The 18,230-nt window shown below is 38.5% G+C and carries 14 protein-coding genes; 8 read left to right on the forward strand and 6 right to left on the reverse strand.

Features of this window, described 5'->3' with window-relative positions; translation table 11 throughout:
* Window positions 1-51: 51 nt before the first annotated feature.
* Window positions 52-1,395 (reverse strand): sigma-54 dependent transcriptional regulator, encoded by a 1,344-nt coding sequence (locus PFY10_00810; GenBank protein ID WBV56979.1) that lies wholly within the window; start codon window positions 1,393-1,395, stop codon window positions 52-54.
* Between the two features lie 197 nt (window positions 1,396-1,592).
* On the opposite strand from PFY10_00810, the gene PFY10_00815 reads away from it, so the two are divergent.
* From PFY10_00815 to PFY10_00830, 4 genes are all read left to right on the forward strand, one after another.
* Window positions 1,593-2,834, forward strand: coding sequence for an efflux RND transporter periplasmic adaptor subunit (locus PFY10_00815; protein WBV56980.1), 1,242 nt, complete (start codon window positions 1,593-1,595; stop codon window positions 2,832-2,834).
* A gap of 133 nt (window positions 2,835-2,967) precedes the next feature.
* Window positions 2,968-3,690, forward strand: a complete 723-nt coding sequence (locus PFY10_00820; GenBank protein ID WBV56981.1) for an ABC transporter ATP-binding protein — start codon at window positions 2,968-2,970, stop codon at window positions 3,688-3,690.
* 74 nt (window positions 3,691-3,764) lie between these two features.
* Window positions 3,765-6,182, forward strand: a complete 2,418-nt coding sequence (locus PFY10_00825; GenBank protein ID WBV56982.1) for an ABC transporter permease — start codon at window positions 3,765-3,767, stop codon at window positions 6,180-6,182.
* A 49-nt stretch (window positions 6,183-6,231) separates the two neighbouring features.
* Window positions 6,232-7,530, forward strand: coding sequence for a TolC family protein (locus PFY10_00830; protein WBV56983.1), 1,299 nt, complete (start codon window positions 6,232-6,234; stop codon window positions 7,528-7,530).
* A gap of 100 nt (window positions 7,531-7,630) precedes the next feature.
* On the opposite strand, the gene PFY10_00835 is transcribed toward PFY10_00830, so the two are convergent.
* Together PFY10_00835 and PFY10_00840 are read right to left on the reverse strand one after the other, a co-directional pair.
* Complete coding sequence (locus PFY10_00835) at window positions 7,631-8,440, reverse strand: DUF4249 domain-containing protein (GenBank protein ID WBV56984.1); 810 nt, start codon at window positions 8,438-8,440, stop codon at window positions 7,631-7,633.
* 3 nt (window positions 8,441-8,443) lie between these two features.
* Entirely contained in the window at window positions 8,444-10,777 is a 2,334-nt protein-coding gene (locus PFY10_00840; protein ID WBV56985.1) for a TonB-dependent receptor, read from the reverse strand.
* A 566-nt stretch (window positions 10,778-11,343) separates the two neighbouring features.
* On the opposite strand from PFY10_00840, the gene PFY10_00845 reads away from it, so the two are divergent.
* From PFY10_00845 to putP, 4 genes are all read left to right on the forward strand, one after another.
* On the forward strand, window positions 11,344-11,688 hold the full coding sequence (locus PFY10_00845) for a YciI family protein (GenBank protein WBV56986.1): 345 nt from the start codon (window positions 11,344-11,346) through the stop codon (window positions 11,686-11,688).
* 175 nt (window positions 11,689-11,863) lie between these two features.
* Window positions 11,864-12,337: a PaaI family thioesterase gene (locus PFY10_00850; GenBank protein WBV56987.1), complete on the forward strand. Its 474-nt coding sequence runs from the start codon at window positions 11,864-11,866 to the stop codon at window positions 12,335-12,337.
* A 117-nt stretch (window positions 12,338-12,454) separates the two neighbouring features.
* Entirely contained in the window at window positions 12,455-15,019 is a 2,565-nt protein-coding gene (locus PFY10_00855; GenBank protein ID WBV56988.1) for a M1 family aminopeptidase, read from the forward strand.
* Between the two features lie 93 nt (window positions 15,020-15,112).
* Entirely contained in the window at window positions 15,113-16,609 is a 1,497-nt protein-coding gene (gene putP, locus PFY10_00860; protein WBV56989.1) for a sodium/proline symporter PutP, read from the forward strand.
* Between the two features lie 119 nt (window positions 16,610-16,728).
* Here the strand turns inward: putP and PFY10_00865 are convergent, their stop codons facing one another.
* The 3 genes from PFY10_00865 to PFY10_00875 all read right to left on the reverse strand — a co-directional run bounded on the left by PFY10_00865 (window position 16,729) and on the right by PFY10_00875 (window position 18,212).
* Window positions 16,729-17,076: a 4Fe-4S dicluster domain-containing protein gene (locus PFY10_00865; protein ID WBV56990.1), complete on the reverse strand. Its 348-nt coding sequence runs from the start codon at window positions 17,074-17,076 to the stop codon at window positions 16,729-16,731.
* A gap of 66 nt (window positions 17,077-17,142) precedes the next feature.
* Window positions 17,143-17,706 (reverse strand): NAD(P)H-dependent oxidoreductase, encoded by a 564-nt coding sequence (locus tag PFY10_00870; GenBank protein ID WBV56991.1) that lies wholly within the window; start codon window positions 17,704-17,706, stop codon window positions 17,143-17,145.
* A 5-nt stretch (window positions 17,707-17,711) separates the two neighbouring features.
* Window positions 17,712-18,212, reverse strand: coding sequence for a DUF2480 family protein (locus tag PFY10_00875; GenBank protein ID WBV56992.1), 501 nt, complete (start codon window positions 18,210-18,212; stop codon window positions 17,712-17,714).
* Window positions 18,213-18,230 lie beyond the last annotated feature (18 nt).

Genomic DNA, 18,230 nt, shown 5'->3' on the forward strand with positions numbered 1-18,230 from the left:
ATACATTGTCTAAAATCTACTTTCTAACCTCTAATTTCTACCATCTACCACTCATATCCCAAATTTCTCCATTCTCCTGTAAAGTGCAGCCCGGGAAAGACCTAAATCTTCGGCTGCCAGAGAAATATTCCCGGTATGTTTTTTCAATGCCTTTTTGATCAGTACTTCTTCCATTTCCTCGATATTAAGATTGATAATGGTTTGCTCTTGCTCCTCCGGCTGAGGCATCAGCAATTGGAGACGATGATCGGTGGACAGGATAACACTTCTTTCAAGACAATGATCCAGCTCCCGGATATTTCCCGGCCAGGAATAATTGATAAGGGTAAGCATTAAACCTTCCGTAAGTTCCAGGTTCGGTTTATGGTATTTCTGTTTATAGCGGTCCAGAAAATACTGAGCCAGAAGACCTATATCTTCCTGTCTTTCCCTTAAAGCAGGGATATGAATTTCCACGGTATTGATACGGTAGTAAAGATCCTGGCGAAAGCGATTTTCAGCTACCGCTTTTTTAAGGTTTTCATTAGTGGCAAAAATAAAACGGACATCCAGTAAGCGTTCCTTGGTTTCACCTAATCTCGACAATTTCCGGTTCTGAATAAGGCTTAATAATTTTGTCTGCAACTGTAGCGGTAGATTTCCGATCTCGTCAAGAAAAACTGTTCCATTTTGTGCATTTTCTATTTTTCCGGCGTAATCCTGGTGGGCATCAGTAAATGCTCCTTTTTTATAACCGAATAATTCTGATTCAAAAAGGCTTTCGGAAATACTCCCAAGATCAATATGCACAAAAGGCTGATTTTTTCTCTCCGATTGTTCATGAATAGACTCGGCAAGGACATATTTTCCCGTCCCGTTTTCTCCCAGAAGCAGAACATTGGCATCCGTAGGGGCCACTTTTTCGATTTGTTCTAAGACCTCCTGCATTTTCGGAGAATGACTATCAAGCTGATACTGATGGTTTTTCTGATTTATATTTTCCCACTGACTCAGCTTTTTATTTTTTCTGGAAATATCTACAGCGAGATTCACAGAGGCATAGAGCTTTTCATTATTCCACGGCTTCAGGATGAAATCCGACGCACCGTTTTTTAAAGCTTCAACCGCAAGTTCTACTTCGCCGTAAGCGGTCATAAGAATAATGGGAAGCTGAGGTTCAAGTGTTTTAATCTCCTTCATCCAGTACAAACCATCCTGGCCGCTTTCAAAACCTTTTCTGAAGTTCATATCCAGTACTACTGCATCAACCTGGTTTTCAGTCATGAATTTCATAATCTGTACGGGCTTACTGAGACAGCTGACCTCTGTGAAAAATTTTTTAAGCCAGACTCTTGCAGAAAACAAAATGTCTTCGTCGTCATCTACAATGAGAATGTGCGCTTCTTTTTTTCGCATATCGGTATTTGTTGATTGTATTAAAACTCATTCTTTTCTATTAAAAATGTTCATTATCGGACAAAAAGTGTCCGATAATGAACACCTGATCAACTCCGCTTATTAATGTTATTTCAGATTATCAGACACTTATAAAAGTATAATTTTCTGGCATCTGTGTTGTGTAATTTACTGTAACAAAAAGAGTTATCTTTATTATGGATACGAAAATAGTAAAAAAGAAATCGAAATTAAAATTTGTTTTAGGGGGATTGGGAGCTATAGCTGTTTTGTCGCTTTCCGGGATGTATTTCAGCAGCCAGAAAAAGACGTATAATGTTTCGGCAGAAGATATCCAGACCGATAAGGTTACGAGAGGGAAATTTGAAGATATGCTGATGGTGAATGCGCAGACACAATCGCTTAAATCTTCATTTGTAAATGTTCTGGAAGGAGGAGCGGTTAAGGAAATATTTGCTGAAGACGGTCAGATGGTCACCAAAGGTCAGCCGATAGCAAGAGTCTACAATCCGAATACCGAATTCAGCTATATGAATCAGGAAACAGGGATCATGCAGCAGATCAGCCAGATGAGGAGTACACTTCTGGAACTGAAAAATCAGGAGCTGGCTCAGGATAAGGAATTGCTGCAGGCACAGAATGATTATAATACAGCCCTACAGAATTTTAACCTTCAAAAACGTCTCTATGATGCAGAGATCGGGAAGAAAACAGATTATGACATCAGTGTGCAGAATCTTACGTACCAGAAACAAAGGAAATCAATTGTAGAAAAAGGCTATTCCAGTGAAAAAAATTCCAGAAACGCTCAAATGTCGGCAATTAATACATCGATAAACCAGATGGATAAAAGCTTACAGATCTTACATTCCAACAAAAATAATTTCCTGATCATGGCTCCGGCTTCCGGAAGACTTTCATCTTTCACAATATCGGTAGGTGAGAACCTTACGAATGGCCAAAGCATTGGAAAAATAGATCTGATGGACGGCTATAAGCTGGTAGCTAAAGTAGACGAATATTACATCAACAAACTGCAAAACGGAATTAAAGGAGTTCTGGATAATAACGGACAGGAAGATGGGGTGGTGATTACCAAAATACTTCCTGAAGTAAAAGACGGGCAGTTTTCAGCAGAGCTTAATTTCACGGACAAAAAGCCTGAAAACCTCAAAATAGGGATGACATTCGGAGTAAAACTAAAACTTTCGGCAGATACACAGAGTACCATGATTCCAAAAGGGAATTTTTATAAAGATACCAATGGGAAATGGGTGTTTGTGGTTAAAGGAAATAAAGCGGAACGGAGAAACGTAAGCCTGGGTAGGGAAAACCCTTTATATTATGAAGTGAAATCGGGGCTTCATGAAGGAGAAACGGTAATCATATCAGATTATGCAGATCTTAAAAAATATGAGATACTCACCATAAAAAAGTAAAAATATGAATACTTTTAATTCATATTGTTACAGAGATGAAGCCGATTCATCAATTTAGGCAAAAAGCTTCTCTAATGAACCTGATATCAGGGATTTATCAACAATACATAATACAATTAAATATCAAATTATCATGATCAATATTCATAACCTTTCAAAAATTTATATATCAGAAGATGTTCAGACCCATGCATTAAATCAGTTAAGCCTGGGCATTAAAGAAGGAGAATTCCTTGCTGTAATGGGACCTTCAGGCTGTGGAAAATCTACTTTTCTCAATATTCTCGGACTTCTGGATTCCGCTTCAGCCGGTTCTTATCAGTTTTCAGGAGTGGAAATGGTGGGACTTAGCGAAAAAGGTAAATCGGATGTCCGTAAAAAGAATATAGGTTTCATTTTTCAGAATTTTAATCTGATAGATGAGCTTACCGTCTATGAAAATATTGAACTGCCCTTGATTTATAATGGGGTTTCCTCCTCAGAAAGAAAAAAGAAGGTGGAAGAAATTATGGAAAAGATAAATATCAGCCACCGGGCCAAACATTATCCCCAACAGCTTTCGGGAGGGCAGCAGCAAAGAGCAGCCGTAGCCAGGGCCCTCGTCACCAAGCCCAAACTGATCCTTGCCGATGAGCCTACGGGGAATCTGGACAGTTCTAATGGAAACGAAGTGATGAACCTGTTGGCAGAACTTCACAGAGAAGGCTCTACCATTGTTATGGTAACACACTCTTCCTATGATGCCGGATATGCTTCCCGAATCATCACTATGAAAGATGGAGAGATTTTTAATGAGGAACATGCTTCTCAGAGAAAAGATGTATTCGCTAAGGCGGATGCTAAAGAATTCGGATAAATCAAAATCCTTCAGTGTACCCATGAAGATCATGGAAATGATCTGTACCATCCATTATTAATAACAACAGAATTATGTTCAAGAACTGGCTTAAAATTGCTTTCGTCAATTATAAAAAAAATGCGCTGTCCACCATTATCAATATATTTGGACTTACGATAGGGCTTACAGGATTTATGCTGATCCTGATGCATTGGAATGATGAGGAATCCTATGAAAAATGGAATCCTAAAAAAGATGATATCTATGCCTTTCAAACCTATTCTAAGGCAGAGAACTCTTACCGCAGCAGTATTTCTTATCCTATGGCATTCAATGCCCTTAAGAAAATTCCCGAAGTTCAGGATTACGTTCTTTTCTTTGGTACCGGAATTGGTAATAAAATGACTACAAAATACCATACAGCATTTCAGCAGGACGGTCTTCTGGCATCTGAAAGCTTCTTTCATTTTTTTCCTTTTAAGATTATTTCAGGAGGAGCAAAAGATGCTTTAAAAACAGAAACCTCTATTGCTATTTCCAAACAGACGGCTATCAGGCTGTTCGGAAAGACAAATGTTGCGGGGGAATCTGTAAAGATTGAAAATAAAGACTATATCGTTACCGCGGTATACGAACTTCCGGAAGGAAATACGCAGATAAAACCGGAGTTTATCATTAATCCTGTGGAACAGTTCAGAAGTGACCGTGACCACTGGAACGACTATCGTTATGCATGTTTCTTCATGTTAAAAAAGGGAGTGGATCCGTCGGTTTTCAGTGAGAAATTTAAAAGAGACATCATTGAAGTAAGGGCAGCGGTAGACGCAAAAGATTCTGGAATCAGCACCCAGCAATTTCTCGAAAAATATGGCCCCAACACCGTTTTACTGACTCCACTTGATAAGATAAAACTCCATGCGAAATCTTCCCCGCTGGCTGCAGGAGATTTTAAAACTGTGCTGATCTTGTTTATTTTATCTGTACTGATCGTTGTTTTATCTGCTATTAATTTTATTAACCTAAAAACAGCAGAAGCATCTCAAAGAGGCAAAGAAGTAGGAGTGAGAAAGGCAATCGGAGGAACAAGGTCTTCACTGATGAGACAATTTCTTTTAGAGACTTTTATAATTTGCATGGTATCCTATTTTATTTCGCTGGTGCTTACGGAACTCCTGCTTCCGAGCTTTAATAAGTTTTTTGATAAAGAAATAAAGCTGAATGACTGGCATGTCTTTCTTTATTCCCTGATCATGGTACTTTTGGTTACTTTGCTGTCAGGACTTATTCCGGCTTTTTATCTCTCCAGCTTTAAAGCTATTGAAACACTGAAAGGGAATTTTTCACGAAGTAAGCACGGGATATGGTTAAGAAACGGAATTCTTACCCTTCAGTTGATGATCTCTTCGTTTTTTATCATCGGTGGGCTTATTGTAAACAGTCAGGTAAAATATATGATGAACAAAGATCTTGGTTTTAATGGAAAGCAAATCATGCTGATAACCTTCAATGAAAACGATCCTAAACCGTGGCTGAAGTATGAGCGTCTGAAGTCCGAAATTTCTAAAATTGATGGAGTAGAAGCGGTTTCCTTTGGAGATGCAGTTGCGGGGAGTAGCAGGAAGAAAAGTGCTAATATCGATTATATGCAGGAGACTATTAATACAAACTATAGTTCCATGGATTACAACTACCTGCAGTTTATGGAAGTGAAATTGTTAAAAGGACGCTGGCTAAACCCTAATCTCGCCTCAGATACAATTAACAGTCTGATCGTAAATGAAGCATTTGTTAAAAAGTTTGGCTGGACCGATGAGGAAGCTTTGGCGCGAAATTTAAATCCGGGATTCGACGACAATAAAAAATATAGGATTGTTGGGATCGTTAAAGATTTTAATCTTAAAAGTTTAAAATTTAAAGTAGAACCCATTGCATTTTTCCATTACAAAGAAACTGCCGCAAACAGGTATGCTCTGCAAAGTATCCAGGTAAAGGTAAAACCTGATGATATTGAAGGAACAGTAAACAAGGTAAAAAAATACTGGGAAAACTCAGCTGAGCCGGGATATCCGTTCCAATACTATTTTGTAAATCAGAAATTTGCGAAAACCTTTGTACAGTATCAGAAACAGCAGACCTTATTTACTATTCTCAATGCCATGGTGCTTATGGTGGCTCTGCTTGGGCTTTTTGCTCTCTCTTCCCTGATGATCGAACAAAAGCTGAAAGAAGTAGCGATCAGGAAAACTTTAGGTGCGTCTGACCGTATTTTGGTCTTCGGACTGACCAGACAGTTTCTTTGGATTGCCATAATTGCAGTATTGATCAGTGTACCTATATGTTACTACCTGATGAACGAATGGCTGAAAGACTTTGCCTACAGAATTGATATGCCGTTATGGCCATTTATCGTCAGTTTCTGTGTATTGCTTGCATTGACATTTGCCGTGGTAAGTATAAAAGCGTACAAAGCTACAAAAGTCAATCTTGTAAAGTATCTTAAATATGAATAAGTAGCGCAATCATACTATATTTTTAATCTACTTAAATCAGAACGAACTCATGAAAAATTTCATTTTCATATTTTTTATCAGCCTGTATCCGGGACAGCAAACCTGGAACCTGCAACAGTGCCTGGATTATGCATCTACGCATCATCCGTCAATAAAACAGGCCGCTGTTGCCGTAGAAAAGAATGACAGGCTGATCACCGGATCAAAAGGAATGCTCCTGCCAACAATAGAAGCAGGGGTAAACCACACGTATAGTTTCGGATCTTCAATCAACCAGTCCAGTAATCAGCGTGAAGCTCTTAATACACAATACGATCAATTCAACGCAAGGGCGGATTGGGAACTGTTCAACTGGAAAAATTTCCTGAATATCTCTCTTTCTAAATTGAATAAAGAAACCAGTACCTACAAGCTTGCGCAGGCTAAAAATGAAGTAAAGCTGAATGTTATACAGATGTTCTTCACGTATCAGAACAGCAAAAGCTGGCTGGAAGTGCTGGAAACCCAGATCTCAGGCATTGAAGAGCAGATTAAACGGACTGAAAAGGAGGTGGAGATTGGCAACAGGCCCAAAAGCGATATCTATGATATAAAAGCCAATTTAGGAACTTTACAGGAGCAATGGGTATCCGCCAAGAACCAGCGTGACCTGTCAAGGATTAACCTTCTCAATGCTATGGCGGTAACACAAGATTCGATAGATTTTGTCATGGATAATGAGAATCCTCTTTCAGAAAGTGAATTTCAGGATCCCGACTTTACAAAAAGGCTTTTAGAAAAGAATCCGGCTTACCAGTCGGTGATGGCGGAGATTAATGCACAGAAAAAAAAGGAAGAGGTAGCAAGAGCCGGATATTGGCCAACTTTGAACGGAACCTATAGCTGGTCAACTTTTTATAATAAGGTTTTGGGAAAAGATAATGCGTCGACCCTTAGTTTTTCTGATCAGTTCGGACAAAATAAGAATCAATCCCTTAGTTTCGGCCTCAGTATTCCCGTTTTCAATAAACTTCAGGTAAAAACAAATGTTGAGATCGCAAAACTGAATGCTATCAATTCCAACTATGACAAAGAACTGGTAATTAATAATCTCACACAAACCATCAATTCCATAAAAGCCCAGTTTCTGAATGCACAGGAAAAATACCATCTTCTGGATCTCAATTTTGAAAATCAGAAACTGTCATTTCAGAAATCGGAAGAAAAATACAAAGAGGGTTTAATGGATGCCTATACCTTCTTCGTTGTTAGGAACGGTTGGCTCCAGGCCAATTATAATCTCATCAGCAGTAAGAATGATCTTATTCAGCAGACTGAATTATTAAAAGTGCTGGAATCCGGTTTATAAAAACGGGTCAGCAGAAAAATAAAAACCTATTTAACACTGATTATATTGAAGGCTATCCCGGATTTTCGGAATAGCCTTTTTTTGGTTCAATCGTTATAAATTATTGAATTACAGCATTTCTTTTACTCAGAGTGTGAGCAGAAAAATAACCTAAAGCACCATTGCTGATGTTACTCGGCGGATTGGATGGAGTTACTCCACCACCGGGGCCGCCTCCATCAATGATTTGAAGCAATGCACTGTAGTACGTGAATACATTATTATCAATAGATTGCATTTCTACATGGATGGTGTCACCAACTACAACCTTGTGGCTGTTTCCGTCTTCGTCATCATTGGGAAGAAACAAAGGGCGCTGATTCAGTAATCCGTTATTGATATTATCTGAAAATACTTCAAGCGTCTTTTTAGGCTTGCTGTTGATAGTAAAGCTAAAAAGATAACGGTTTCCCAAGGCTACAGGATCCGTGAAAAGAGGCAAAAGGGTATAAGTGGTCTCTCCTCCGAATACAAAGGAATCCTGAGTAAGGCCATCGAAACTTACAGCTGCAGGCATAGTGCTTTGAGCAGTATATTGTTGTCCCTCAGCCTGTATTTTTAAAGTATAAGTCCTTCCCGATACTCCGCTGAAGTTGGTCGTCTGATATTTTCCGTCTCCGATATATTGCAGGGTTTCTGTCTGTCCCGTGTTATCGCTTACAATCACCTGTGCATTGGTAACAGCAGGATACAAATTATTTTCGGTAACCGCTACTGATTTTGTTATTCTTACAATATAAGGACCAGGTTGATCTGTAATGTTTCCTTCAATGACGATCTTTCCACTCTGATCAGCCAGATCAAGGTCTATTTCTTTTTGACAAGAGGTCAATAAAAACAAGGATAATATGATAAAAAATATATTCTTCATGATTTAAAATTTGAAATTGTAAGTAATATTAGGTACCCAACGGAATAATGAAGTTTGCATAGCACGCGTAGTTCCCGGATTATTTGGATTGTCTTCAAAAGTAATAGTATAGGCGTTTTCTCTACCATATATATTATAAATACCAAATGACCAAGATCCGTGGAACCGTTTGGTGGAATTAGGCTCATAAGTAGCACTTAGGTCCATCCTGTGGTAAGCGGGCATTCTATCCGCATTCCTGCTGCTGTACTGGAAAACGGTTTGTCCGTTCAGCTCATATTTCCCGGTAGGAAAAGTTACCGCATTTCCGGTGCTGTAAACAAATAACCCGGAAAAGGACCATTTTGGGTTTAGCTGATAGGTGGCCACAACGGATAAGTCGTGGGTTTTATCCATTCGTGCATTGTACCATTCGTTATCATTGATCCCATTGATTTTTCTCTCTGTTTTAGACAATGTATATGAGATCCAGCCTGTTAATTTCCCGCTTTTCTTTTTTGCAATCAATTCCAGACCATAAGCCCTTCCTTTTCCGAATAATAACTCACTTTCTACATCTGCTGCAGTATCAAAGGTAATTTGCGCACCGTTTTTAAAGTCGATCTGATTTTTCATTGATTTGTAATACACCTCAGCATTAATCTCGTAATTGTTGTTATTGAAATTTCTGCTGTAGCCTACACTTACCTGATCTGCAATTTCGGGCTTTACCGTATAGCTGCTCCCGATCCACTGATCTGTAGGGTTTCCGCTGCTGCTATTGCTCAAAAGATGCAGATTCTGGGTGTTTCTGGAGTATCCTCCTTTTACACTGCTCACTTCATTGATCCTGTAATTGGCTGTAATACGCGGTTCCGGATTTACATATGTTTTCCCGAATTTTCCTTTTTCAAGATATCTGCTGTCCGTAAGAACACCGTTATCATAACTATTAAATGTATCTCCACCTAAAACACTGAATGTAGAGAGCCGCACACCATAATTAATGGTCAGCTTTTCGGTTGCTTTGAAATCATCGTTGATATAAATGGCATTTTCCCACGAATACCGTGGATTTCTTGGAAAGCTGCTGACACTTGTTCCTGAAGCACTGCTCGGTGTCAGGGTATGGTAAATGGACTGTAGGCCAAAACGAACCGAATGTTTGTTTCCGGCAAACCACGTGAAATCCTGTTTAAGGTTCCAGTCCTGGATCTCTGAGTTCAGTCCGAATTTATTATCATTACTTTCCAGGCTTACTTTATAATTATAGTCGCTGTAGATCAGGGAAGTGTTGGAGAATAATTTACTGCTGATGATGCTGTTCCATCGCAAAGTAGCGGTTGTATTTCCCCAATCTGTCGCAAAGGTCTTCCCGATTCCCAAAACGTCTCTTCCAAAATATCCGGATAAATACAGTCGGTTATTATCATTGATCTGATAATTGGCCTTTAAGTTCAGATCATAGAAATACAGCTTACTGTCCTTAAAATCTTCACTTCCTTTTAGAAATAAATCCGCATACGTTCTTCTTCCGGAAACTATAAACGATGATTTTTCTTTTTGAATAGGACCTTCCACACTTAATCTGCTGCTGATCAAACCAATTCCTCCATTGATATTATAATCTTTATTATTTCCATCCTTCATTTTCACGTCCATGACAGAAGAAAGGCGACCACCGTATTGTGCGGGGCTGTTTCCTTTGATGATACTGGCATCCTTTAAGGCATCACTGTTAAATGTGCTGAAAAAACCCAACAGGTGAGAAGCATTATAAACAGGTGCTTCATCCAGTAAAATTAAGTTTTGATCGGTAGCTCCACCTCTAACACTGAATCCACTGCTTCCCTCACCATTACTTTTGATCCCCGGCAACAACTGAATGGTTTTCATAACATCCTTTTCACCGAATAAAACCGGAAGCTTCTCGATATTTTTAATACTTAAAGTCTCGGTACCCATTTGGGCAGTAGAAAGGTTTTTATCTTTTTTTACTCCGGAGATGATCACTTCATCAATCTTTGCTGTTCTCTCTTCTTCCTCCTGGTTCAGCGGAAGGTCCAGCTTGATATTCTTATCTACCGTGATGCTCTGTTCAAAATCCCTGTATCCCGGATATGAAATGACCATGGTGTAATTTCCTTCCGGTAGCGATAAAGAGTAGAAGCCATATTCATTGGCAACCACATTTATCGAAGGATCTTCAGCTACTTTTACGGTAACCCCAATCAACAATTCTCCGTTTTTTTTATCCTTGATCGTTCCGCTAACCGTGTATTTTTGTTGCGCTAAAACGACCGTACTGAAACAGAGTGCAGCTGAGGCAGCCGCAATTTTAAAAAAAGATGTTTGCATTCAGTTTATTATTTAAGTAGTAGATTTTTTAAATATAGTAGTAGGGTTTAATGGTTGATTGTTACAAGGATTGAAAAGGAAGTTTAATTTAACTCAGGAAGAGGTTTTTGAGGAATAGGTAAGTCACAGTTTTATAGTTTTTAGTGAATATTTTTAACTTAGAAATACGTCCTTTGAAAATATGCATCGCGAAAATAGGTATTTTGATTTGTAAAATACATTTATCACTGTTAATTTTCAAACAATTGTGAGTTTTGCATCATGGTCTTAGGTTTACGGATCGACCATTTACCGGATTTGAATCATCTTGTTATAGGATTAATAGTTTGTTATTCATGAAAATAACTGAGAAATGATAAAAATATTGGATGGCAGATTAAAAAAATTAATAATTTTAAAAACTTTTCAAATTATTAAACACTAAAACAATAAACATGAAAAAAGTAACAGGCATCGGAGGTATCTTTTTTAAATGTAAAGATCTTAATAGGTATTTGATACCAATCATTAAAAGCTAATTTTAAAAGTTATGCTATGATTCACTCATTCCATTTAAATATAAAACAATGAAAAAATTTATCGTATTATTTAGAGAGCCTGATGGAAGGACCATACAACATTCTGATGATGATATTAAAGCTCATCAGGAAAATTGGAAGAATTGGTTTTCGACTTGGGGACAAAAGGGAAAACTGGAAGGTGGGAGCGGCTTAACATTAGAAGGAAGAATGATAAAAGATAATGGAAATACAGTCACCAATGAAATCTATAAGAATCATCATGAAATCGTTGGAGGGTATTTGTTGTTGAAGTGTACTGATTTTGACGAAGCGGTAGAAATAATGAAAACCTGCCCAATTTATGAATTTGATGGCTATGCTGAAATAAGGGAATTGCAAAATCAGGATTAAAAAGCCTTTGAGGTATGAGCAGTATGGATTGATCATCATCGACTTTGTTATGTCCATATTATTTCATTGTTGTAATCTTATACCTTTTTTCTATAGAAAGTATGGAAAAAACCAAATACGGTATGCACAAGTCTTATAGACATTATCTGTATTTTTAGTTTCCAAAATAATAGGCATGCAAAAAATTCCAATTCTGGACTATCTTAAAAAAGTAGTAAATGGTGAAGATGTGAAAGAATACGAAACGTATCAGATCTATCCGACCGCCATATCCAAAACTTTAGGTTTTCAGATTAAAGAAATATCAATGGGGGAAGCAAAAGTAGCTATCGATGCTGATACCGAGTTTCATGGAAACCAGCAGGGAACTGTACATGGTGGACTGCTTTGTGAGTTAGCCGATGCTGCGATTGGGACTGCTCATTCTACTTTAATGAATGAAGGAGAAAGCTTTACGAGTATAGAATTGAAAATTAATTTCTTCAGGCCTACCTGGAAGGACAGGCTGGTTGCTTACGCAAGACCCATACAATCTGGCAAAACGATCACGGTTTATCATTGTGAGATCACCAACACGGAAGGTAAAATGGTCGCAGCTATTACCAGTACGGTAATGACATTGAGAGGAGATAAAGCGAAAGGAAGATAGAAACTCTATTACAATTTTCCTGAAGTCGGTATAGAAATACGGAATAGCTTGGGTAAAATTATAGTTCAGTTATCTTTTAGCTGCATTTAATTTCCGATCAATTCTTATATTTGATCTATGAAAAAAGGATTATTGACGTTATTTATTGTTGCATTTGCTAGTTATTCTCAGGCACAAATGAAATCCCCGCCAAGGGTAGAACAAGGAGTTTCTTACGAATTAGCACAGTTCAGAAAAAATATATTAAGCGGCATCAGATATGAGCTTAGTTTAAACATCCCAGAAAACAAATCCGAAAGGATAAAGGCAAATGAAATTCTGCATTTTACCTATAAAAAACAGGATGAAGCTCCGTTACAAATAGACTTTAAGGAAGAAGCTGCATCTTTAATTTCTGTATCTGTAAACGGTAAGGCCGTAAAACCGGTTCTGGAAAATGAACATATAATTATTGAATCCAGATTTCTTCAACCAGGAGCTAACGAGATTCATTTTACGTTTCTCGCAGGTGATGCAGCGTTGAACAGACGTGATGGTTATCTATATACTCTTTTTGTTCCAGACCGGGCCAGGACTATGTTTCCCTGTTTTGATCAGCCCAATCTGAAAGCCAGTTACACGTTGTCCCTTACGATTCCTGAAAAATGGAATGCTTTAGCCAATGGAAAACTGAAAGAAACAAGTATCCGGAAAGGAACAAAAACATTAAATTTTGTAGCTTCAGACCTGCTTCCAACCTATTTATTTTCTTTTGCTGCCGGAGATTTTAAAGATTTTACAGCAAAAATCGGAAAGGAAGATTCTAAAATCCTATACCGTGAAACGGATTCTGTGAAAATTAAGAACAGTATGGACTCTGTATTCACACTCTACCGAAATTCCCTGGCTTACTATGAGAAATGGACTGACATTCCACATCCATTCCAAAAGCATGGAATGGTTGCGGTACCCGATTTTCAGTTTGGAGGTATGGAGCATCCCGGGGCTATACTATTTCAAAACTCAACCTTGTTTTTAGATAAAAATGCCACCCAAAATCAGTTAAACAGTCGTTCCAATCTTATTGCCCATGAAGTAGCCCATTTGTGGTTTGGAGATATGGTGACAATGGATTGGTTCAACGATGTCTGGATGAAAGAGGTATTTGCCAATTTTATGGCAGACAAAAGTACCGGAGCTGCATCAGATAAAAGTGTGTATGATCTCAAGTTTTTAACGACACACTTTCCGGCTGCTTATTCTGTAGACAGGACTCTGGGAGCGAATCCGATACGTCAGACTCTGGATAATCTGAAAAATGCAGGAATGATGTACGGTCCTATTATTTATAACAAAGCCCCCATTATGATGAGACAGCTGGAGCTGTTAACAGGAGAGGAGAATTTCAGGAAAGGAATTGATGAATACCTTAAGAAATATGCATACAGCAATGCAACCTGGCCGGATCTTATAAGGATTCTGGACCAATATACAGATGAGGATTTACAAAGCTGGAATAAAGTTTGGGTGAATGATCCCGGAAGACCGGTTTTTGATAATGAAATACAATATAAAGGGAATACGATTGATCATTTTACGATCTTACAACATCCCGAGCATGGAAAAGAGCATAAATCCTGGCCACAGGAGTTCCAGATTGCTTTATTTTATCCGGACAGGGTTGAAAAAACAGAAGTTAAAATTTCAGGAAGACAGCAGGAAATTACAGCATTAAAAGGAAAAATGAAACCTCTTTTCATTCTGCAGAACTCTTCCGGTATTGGATACGGCATATTCGGTATAGACAAAGGAATGCTGTCCAACTTTTCTCTGGTTAAAGATCCTGTCAACAGAGCGAGCGCCTATATTTCATTATATGAAAATATGCTGGGAGGAACGGGTATTAGTCCACAGGATTTGTTGTATTTTTTTACAGCACAACTTCAAAATGAAACTTCTGAGCTGAATCTACGTCTTATCATGGGATATATTTCGGGTATTTACTGGGAATTTTTACCGGAATCTCAGCGGATAAAAGAATCGGAAAATTTAGAAAATACCTTATGGAAAGCGTTACAGGTGCAAACCACAAAAAATAATAAAAAAATTCTTTTTGACGGATACCAAGGAATCTTTCAATCTAAAAAAGCGTATGATAATTTGTATGCCATCTGGAAATCACAAACTCCACCCGAAGGTGTGTCTTTGAATGATGAAGATTATACAGGACTTGCGCTTTCTTTATCATTAAGGAATAACAACAATAATGATCTCCTGCAGGAACAGTTAGCTCGTATTAAAAATCCGGACCGGATCAACCGTTTTAAGATCATTATGAAAGCGGCATCTTCAGATCAGAAAACCCGTGATGATTTTTTCAAAAGCTTATCCGAAAAACAAAACAGAACCAATGAATCTGCCGTGGGGGCTGCCGTAGGATATTTACATCACCCATTGAGACAGCAGACTTCTATCAGCTATCTTCCAAAAACTTTAGAATTGTTACAGGAAATACAAAAAACCGGAGACATATTTTTTCCTGATAACTGGCTTCGTTCTGCATTCGGAAATTATCAGGATCCAAAGGCACTTGAAATTGTCAATCAGTTCCTTTTGAACAATCCGGATTATAATAAAATCCTGAAGAATAAGATTTTGCAGGCCTCTGATAATCTGAGAAGGGCCCAAAAACTTGTAAAATAAACACTTTTCCTGCTTGTTCAGGAGGATTTGTATGAACAGCTATACATCTGTTTTTCAGAAAATGGTTATATTCGGTGTCGTAAAAAAAATGATATGCAAGTATATGAAGCAATTTCTGTCGGATTATACCTGTTGCTGATGATTGGCATAGGTATTTATTCTTACAGGAAATCAACCAGTAATTCAGAGGAATTTTTAATAGGAGGAAGAAAAATGGGAGCAGCTGTTACCGCGCTATCCGCCGGGGCTGCCGATATGAGTGGCTGGTTGCTGATGGGAGTTCCCGGGGCCATGTATTTTACCGGAATCTCCAGTGCCTGGATCGCGATAGGGCTCACGATAGGGGCTTATCTCAATTATATTATTGTCGCACCCAGACTCCGAGTATATACAGAGGTTGCCCAGAATTCCATTACACTTCCGGTATTTTTTGAAAACAGATTTAAAAACAAAAATCACCTTCTCAAAATAACTTCGTCTATTTTTATTCTTGTGTTTTTTACCCTGTATACTTCTGCAGGAATGGTTTCAGGGGGGAAATTATTCGAGTCCGCATTCAGGATGGACTATACTGCCGGTTTATTATTAACGAGCTTGGTTGTGGTATTATATACATTTTTAGGAGGATTTCTTGCAGTGAGTTTAACGGACTTTGTGCAGGGAACAATTATGGTACTGGCGCTTGTCATTGTACCAATTGTCGCTATTTCTGAGATAGGAAGCGTTCAGGAAACTTTTTCATTGATCGAAGCAAAAGACCCAAAGTACCTGGACCTGTTTAAGGGAAGGACCACGGTGAGTATTGTTTCGCTTCTTGCGTGGGGATTAGGATACTGTGGGCAGCCACATATCCTGGTTCGTTTTATGGCAATCGATAAGCCGAAAGATCTGATCAAAGCAAGAAGAATTGGAATCACATGGATGATCTTTACTGTTGCTGGCGCTTTAGCAATAGGGTTGGTAGGAATTGCTTATCTGCAAAAGTTTGATGTAAATACCATGATGAAATTTGATGCTTCAAAAACTGAGGCAGAGACTATTTTTATTTATTTCTCAAGGATACTATTCCATCCGTTTATTGCAGGATTTTTGCTTACAGCGATTCTCGCAGCAGTAATGAGTACCATTTCGTCTCAGTTGCTGGTTACTTCGAGCTCATTAACAGAAGACATTTACAAAGCTTTTCTGAATAAAAAAGCAACCTCAAAACAATTACTGATCGCCAGCAGGCTTTCCGTTCTGTTAGTTGCTGTTGTTGCTATGTTATTATCATTGAATCCAAAGGATAGTATTCTTAATCTTGTGGGAAATGCATGGGCAGGTTTCGGGTCTGCATTCGGTCCTTTGATTTTACTATCTCTTTTATGGAAAAAGACAACGTGGCAGGGTGGTTTGGCAGGAATGCTGGCCGGAGGTATAACCATCCTATGCTGGGTGTATATTCAGCATCCACTGAAAGACTGGTATGAAATGATTCCCGGATTTACACTTTCATTCATCACCAATGTTATTGTTTCATTGGCTACCTATAAACCTGATCCGGTTATTGAACGTGAATTTGATGAGGTAAGCCAGATCATTAAGGAATAAAATAGAGATGCATTAAGATGCTCATTATACTAAAAGCCAACTCTGTAGAGTTGGCTTTTTATTTTACATTCAAATCTTTATGTAGGAAATAGCTGTTAAAGATTATGGTTTTGTTAATCTCAGGTATGCAAAAACCGCTGACGGCTAAATAAAACTTCTTCGCTTTCCCGATGTTCAGGATCATCAACACAACAGTCTACCGGACAAACCGCTTTGCATTGAGGCTCTTCATGGAAACCCTTACATTCTGTACATTTTCCCGGGACAATATAATAAACATCATCAGAAATAGCCTGGTTATAGGCATTGGCATCTACTTCCGTACCGTCAGGAAAAATAGTTTTCCCGGAAAGCTTTGTTTTATCCTGCCAACGCCAGTCGATGGCACCTTCATAAATTGCAGAGTTCGGGCATTCCGGCTCACAGGCTCCACAGTTGATGCACGCATCCGTTATTGTTATAGCCATGATATCAATCGTTTAGATTCTTTAATAAAGGTACGGGATTTTATATTATCAATCCCGATGTTTTCTTTATACTTTGGAATAAATTATTTTTTCTATCCTGTTTGTGGTTGCGATGCTGATCAATCTGTCCAGCTTATCAGAATAAAGGGGAGAGATTTTATTTTCCGCATCAAACAGGGACGTTCTGATCATAGGAACACTGTAAGGCAGAGGCCATGCCCGTAACGATTTGGCAATAGAATCCATTGCGTTGATTCCCTGCATGGCCTGTAAACCATCTGCCCAGCATACAAGGCCTACTGTCTTATCTGTAAGGTAAGGCTGTTCATTGTCAGCGGTTACCTCAAGCCAGTCCAGGCAGTTTTTCATTACCCCCGGAATACTTCCATGATAGAGAGGAGCGAGCCAGAAGTGAATATCTGCTCCCAGGAACAATTGGGTCATACGCTCTACAGCCAATGGTGTTTTGGTAAGGGTAATATCGTAAAGTGGAATACCGGAATCAGCGAGGGCAAATGTTTCATGAATGATGCCCAGTTCTTCAAGTTTGTCCGTAAAATATTTGGAAAGGATCCCTGAAGTGGATTTTGGTCTTCTCTCCAAAGCGCCGTTGAAGATAATTGCTTTCATTTTATTTAATTTTTTAATATGACTTTAGGAAGGCCTACTTCACCATACATCAGACTTTTGACAAATGGTTTCATAAGCTGGGTGATTAAAAGATAAAGAGCAGGAGAAGTTTCGGATCTTGCTTTAACAACAATTTTAAGATCCTTATACTGCTCCGGTTCTACATTTTGAAGTTCTTTTTTCCAAAGATCCAGAAGGATCTCTTCTGAACTGCGTATATCTGTGTAAACAGAATACCCGGATAATTTATCCATCAGTAACATATATGCCCACGGTGGAATGATGGCCTCTGTAGAGCAGATAACAGCGACGGCTTTTCCAGTGTACACCGAGAAATCAATAGATGACAGGGACTCTTTAAATTCTTTTTCTTTGAGGATCATTCCCATAAAGAGATGATCCTTAAGATCAAACTCAACAATCTCTATAGTGGGTTTATAATCCAAAAGATCAAATGGAATGATTCCCGAAGCCTCAGCTTTATTAATAAAAATATTCTGGTTCATAAGTAGGCAACCTGTTTT

The organism is Chryseobacterium daecheongense (genome assembly GCA_027920525.1).
GTDB classification, from domain to species: domain Bacteria; phylum Bacteroidota; class Bacteroidia; order Flavobacteriales; family Weeksellaceae; genus Chryseobacterium; species Chryseobacterium proteolyticum.

Excerpts from the sequence above, each read along its gene's own strand:
- PFY10_00810 (WBV56979.1), bottom strand. The coding sequence starts at position 1,395 with ATGCGAAAAAAAGAAGCGCACATTCTCATTGTAGATGACGACGAAGAC.
- PFY10_00815 (WBV56980.1), top strand. The coding sequence starts at position 1,593 with ATGGATACGAAAATAGTAAAAAAGAAATCGAAATTAAAATTTGTTTTA.
- PFY10_00820 (WBV56981.1), top strand. The coding sequence starts at position 2,968 with ATGATCAATATTCATAACCTTTCAAAAATTTATATATCAGAAGATGTT.
- PFY10_00825 (WBV56982.1), top strand. The coding sequence starts at position 3,765 with ATGTTCAAGAACTGGCTTAAAATTGCTTTCGTCAATTATAAAAAAAAT.
- PFY10_00830 (WBV56983.1), top strand. The coding sequence starts at position 6,232 with ATGAAAAATTTCATTTTCATATTTTTTATCAGCCTGTATCCGGGACAG.
- PFY10_00835 (WBV56984.1), bottom strand. The coding sequence starts at position 8,440 with ATGAAGAATATATTTTTTATCATATTATCCTTGTTTTTATTGACCTCT.
- PFY10_00840 (WBV56985.1), bottom strand. The coding sequence starts at position 10,777 with ATGCAAACATCTTTTTTTAAAATTGCGGCTGCCTCAGCTGCACTCTGT.
- PFY10_00845 (WBV56986.1), top strand. The coding sequence starts at position 11,344 with ATGAAAAAATTTATCGTATTATTTAGAGAGCCTGATGGAAGGACCATA.
- PFY10_00850 (WBV56987.1), top strand. The coding sequence starts at position 11,864 with ATGCAAAAAATTCCAATTCTGGACTATCTTAAAAAAGTAGTAAATGGT.
- PFY10_00855 (WBV56988.1), top strand. The coding sequence starts at position 12,455 with ATGAAAAAAGGATTATTGACGTTATTTATTGTTGCATTTGCTAGTTAT.
- putP (WBV56989.1), top strand. The coding sequence starts at position 15,113 with ATGCAAGTATATGAAGCAATTTCTGTCGGATTATACCTGTTGCTGATG.
- PFY10_00865 (WBV56990.1), bottom strand. The coding sequence starts at position 17,076 with ATGGCTATAACAATAACGGATGCGTGCATCAACTGTGGAGCCTGTGAG.
- PFY10_00870 (WBV56991.1), bottom strand. The coding sequence starts at position 17,706 with ATGAAAGCAATTATCTTCAACGGCGCTTTGGAGAGAAGACCAAAATCC.
- PFY10_00875 (WBV56992.1), bottom strand. The coding sequence starts at position 18,212 with ATGAACCAGAATATTTTTATTAATAAAGCTGAGGCTTCGGGAATCATT.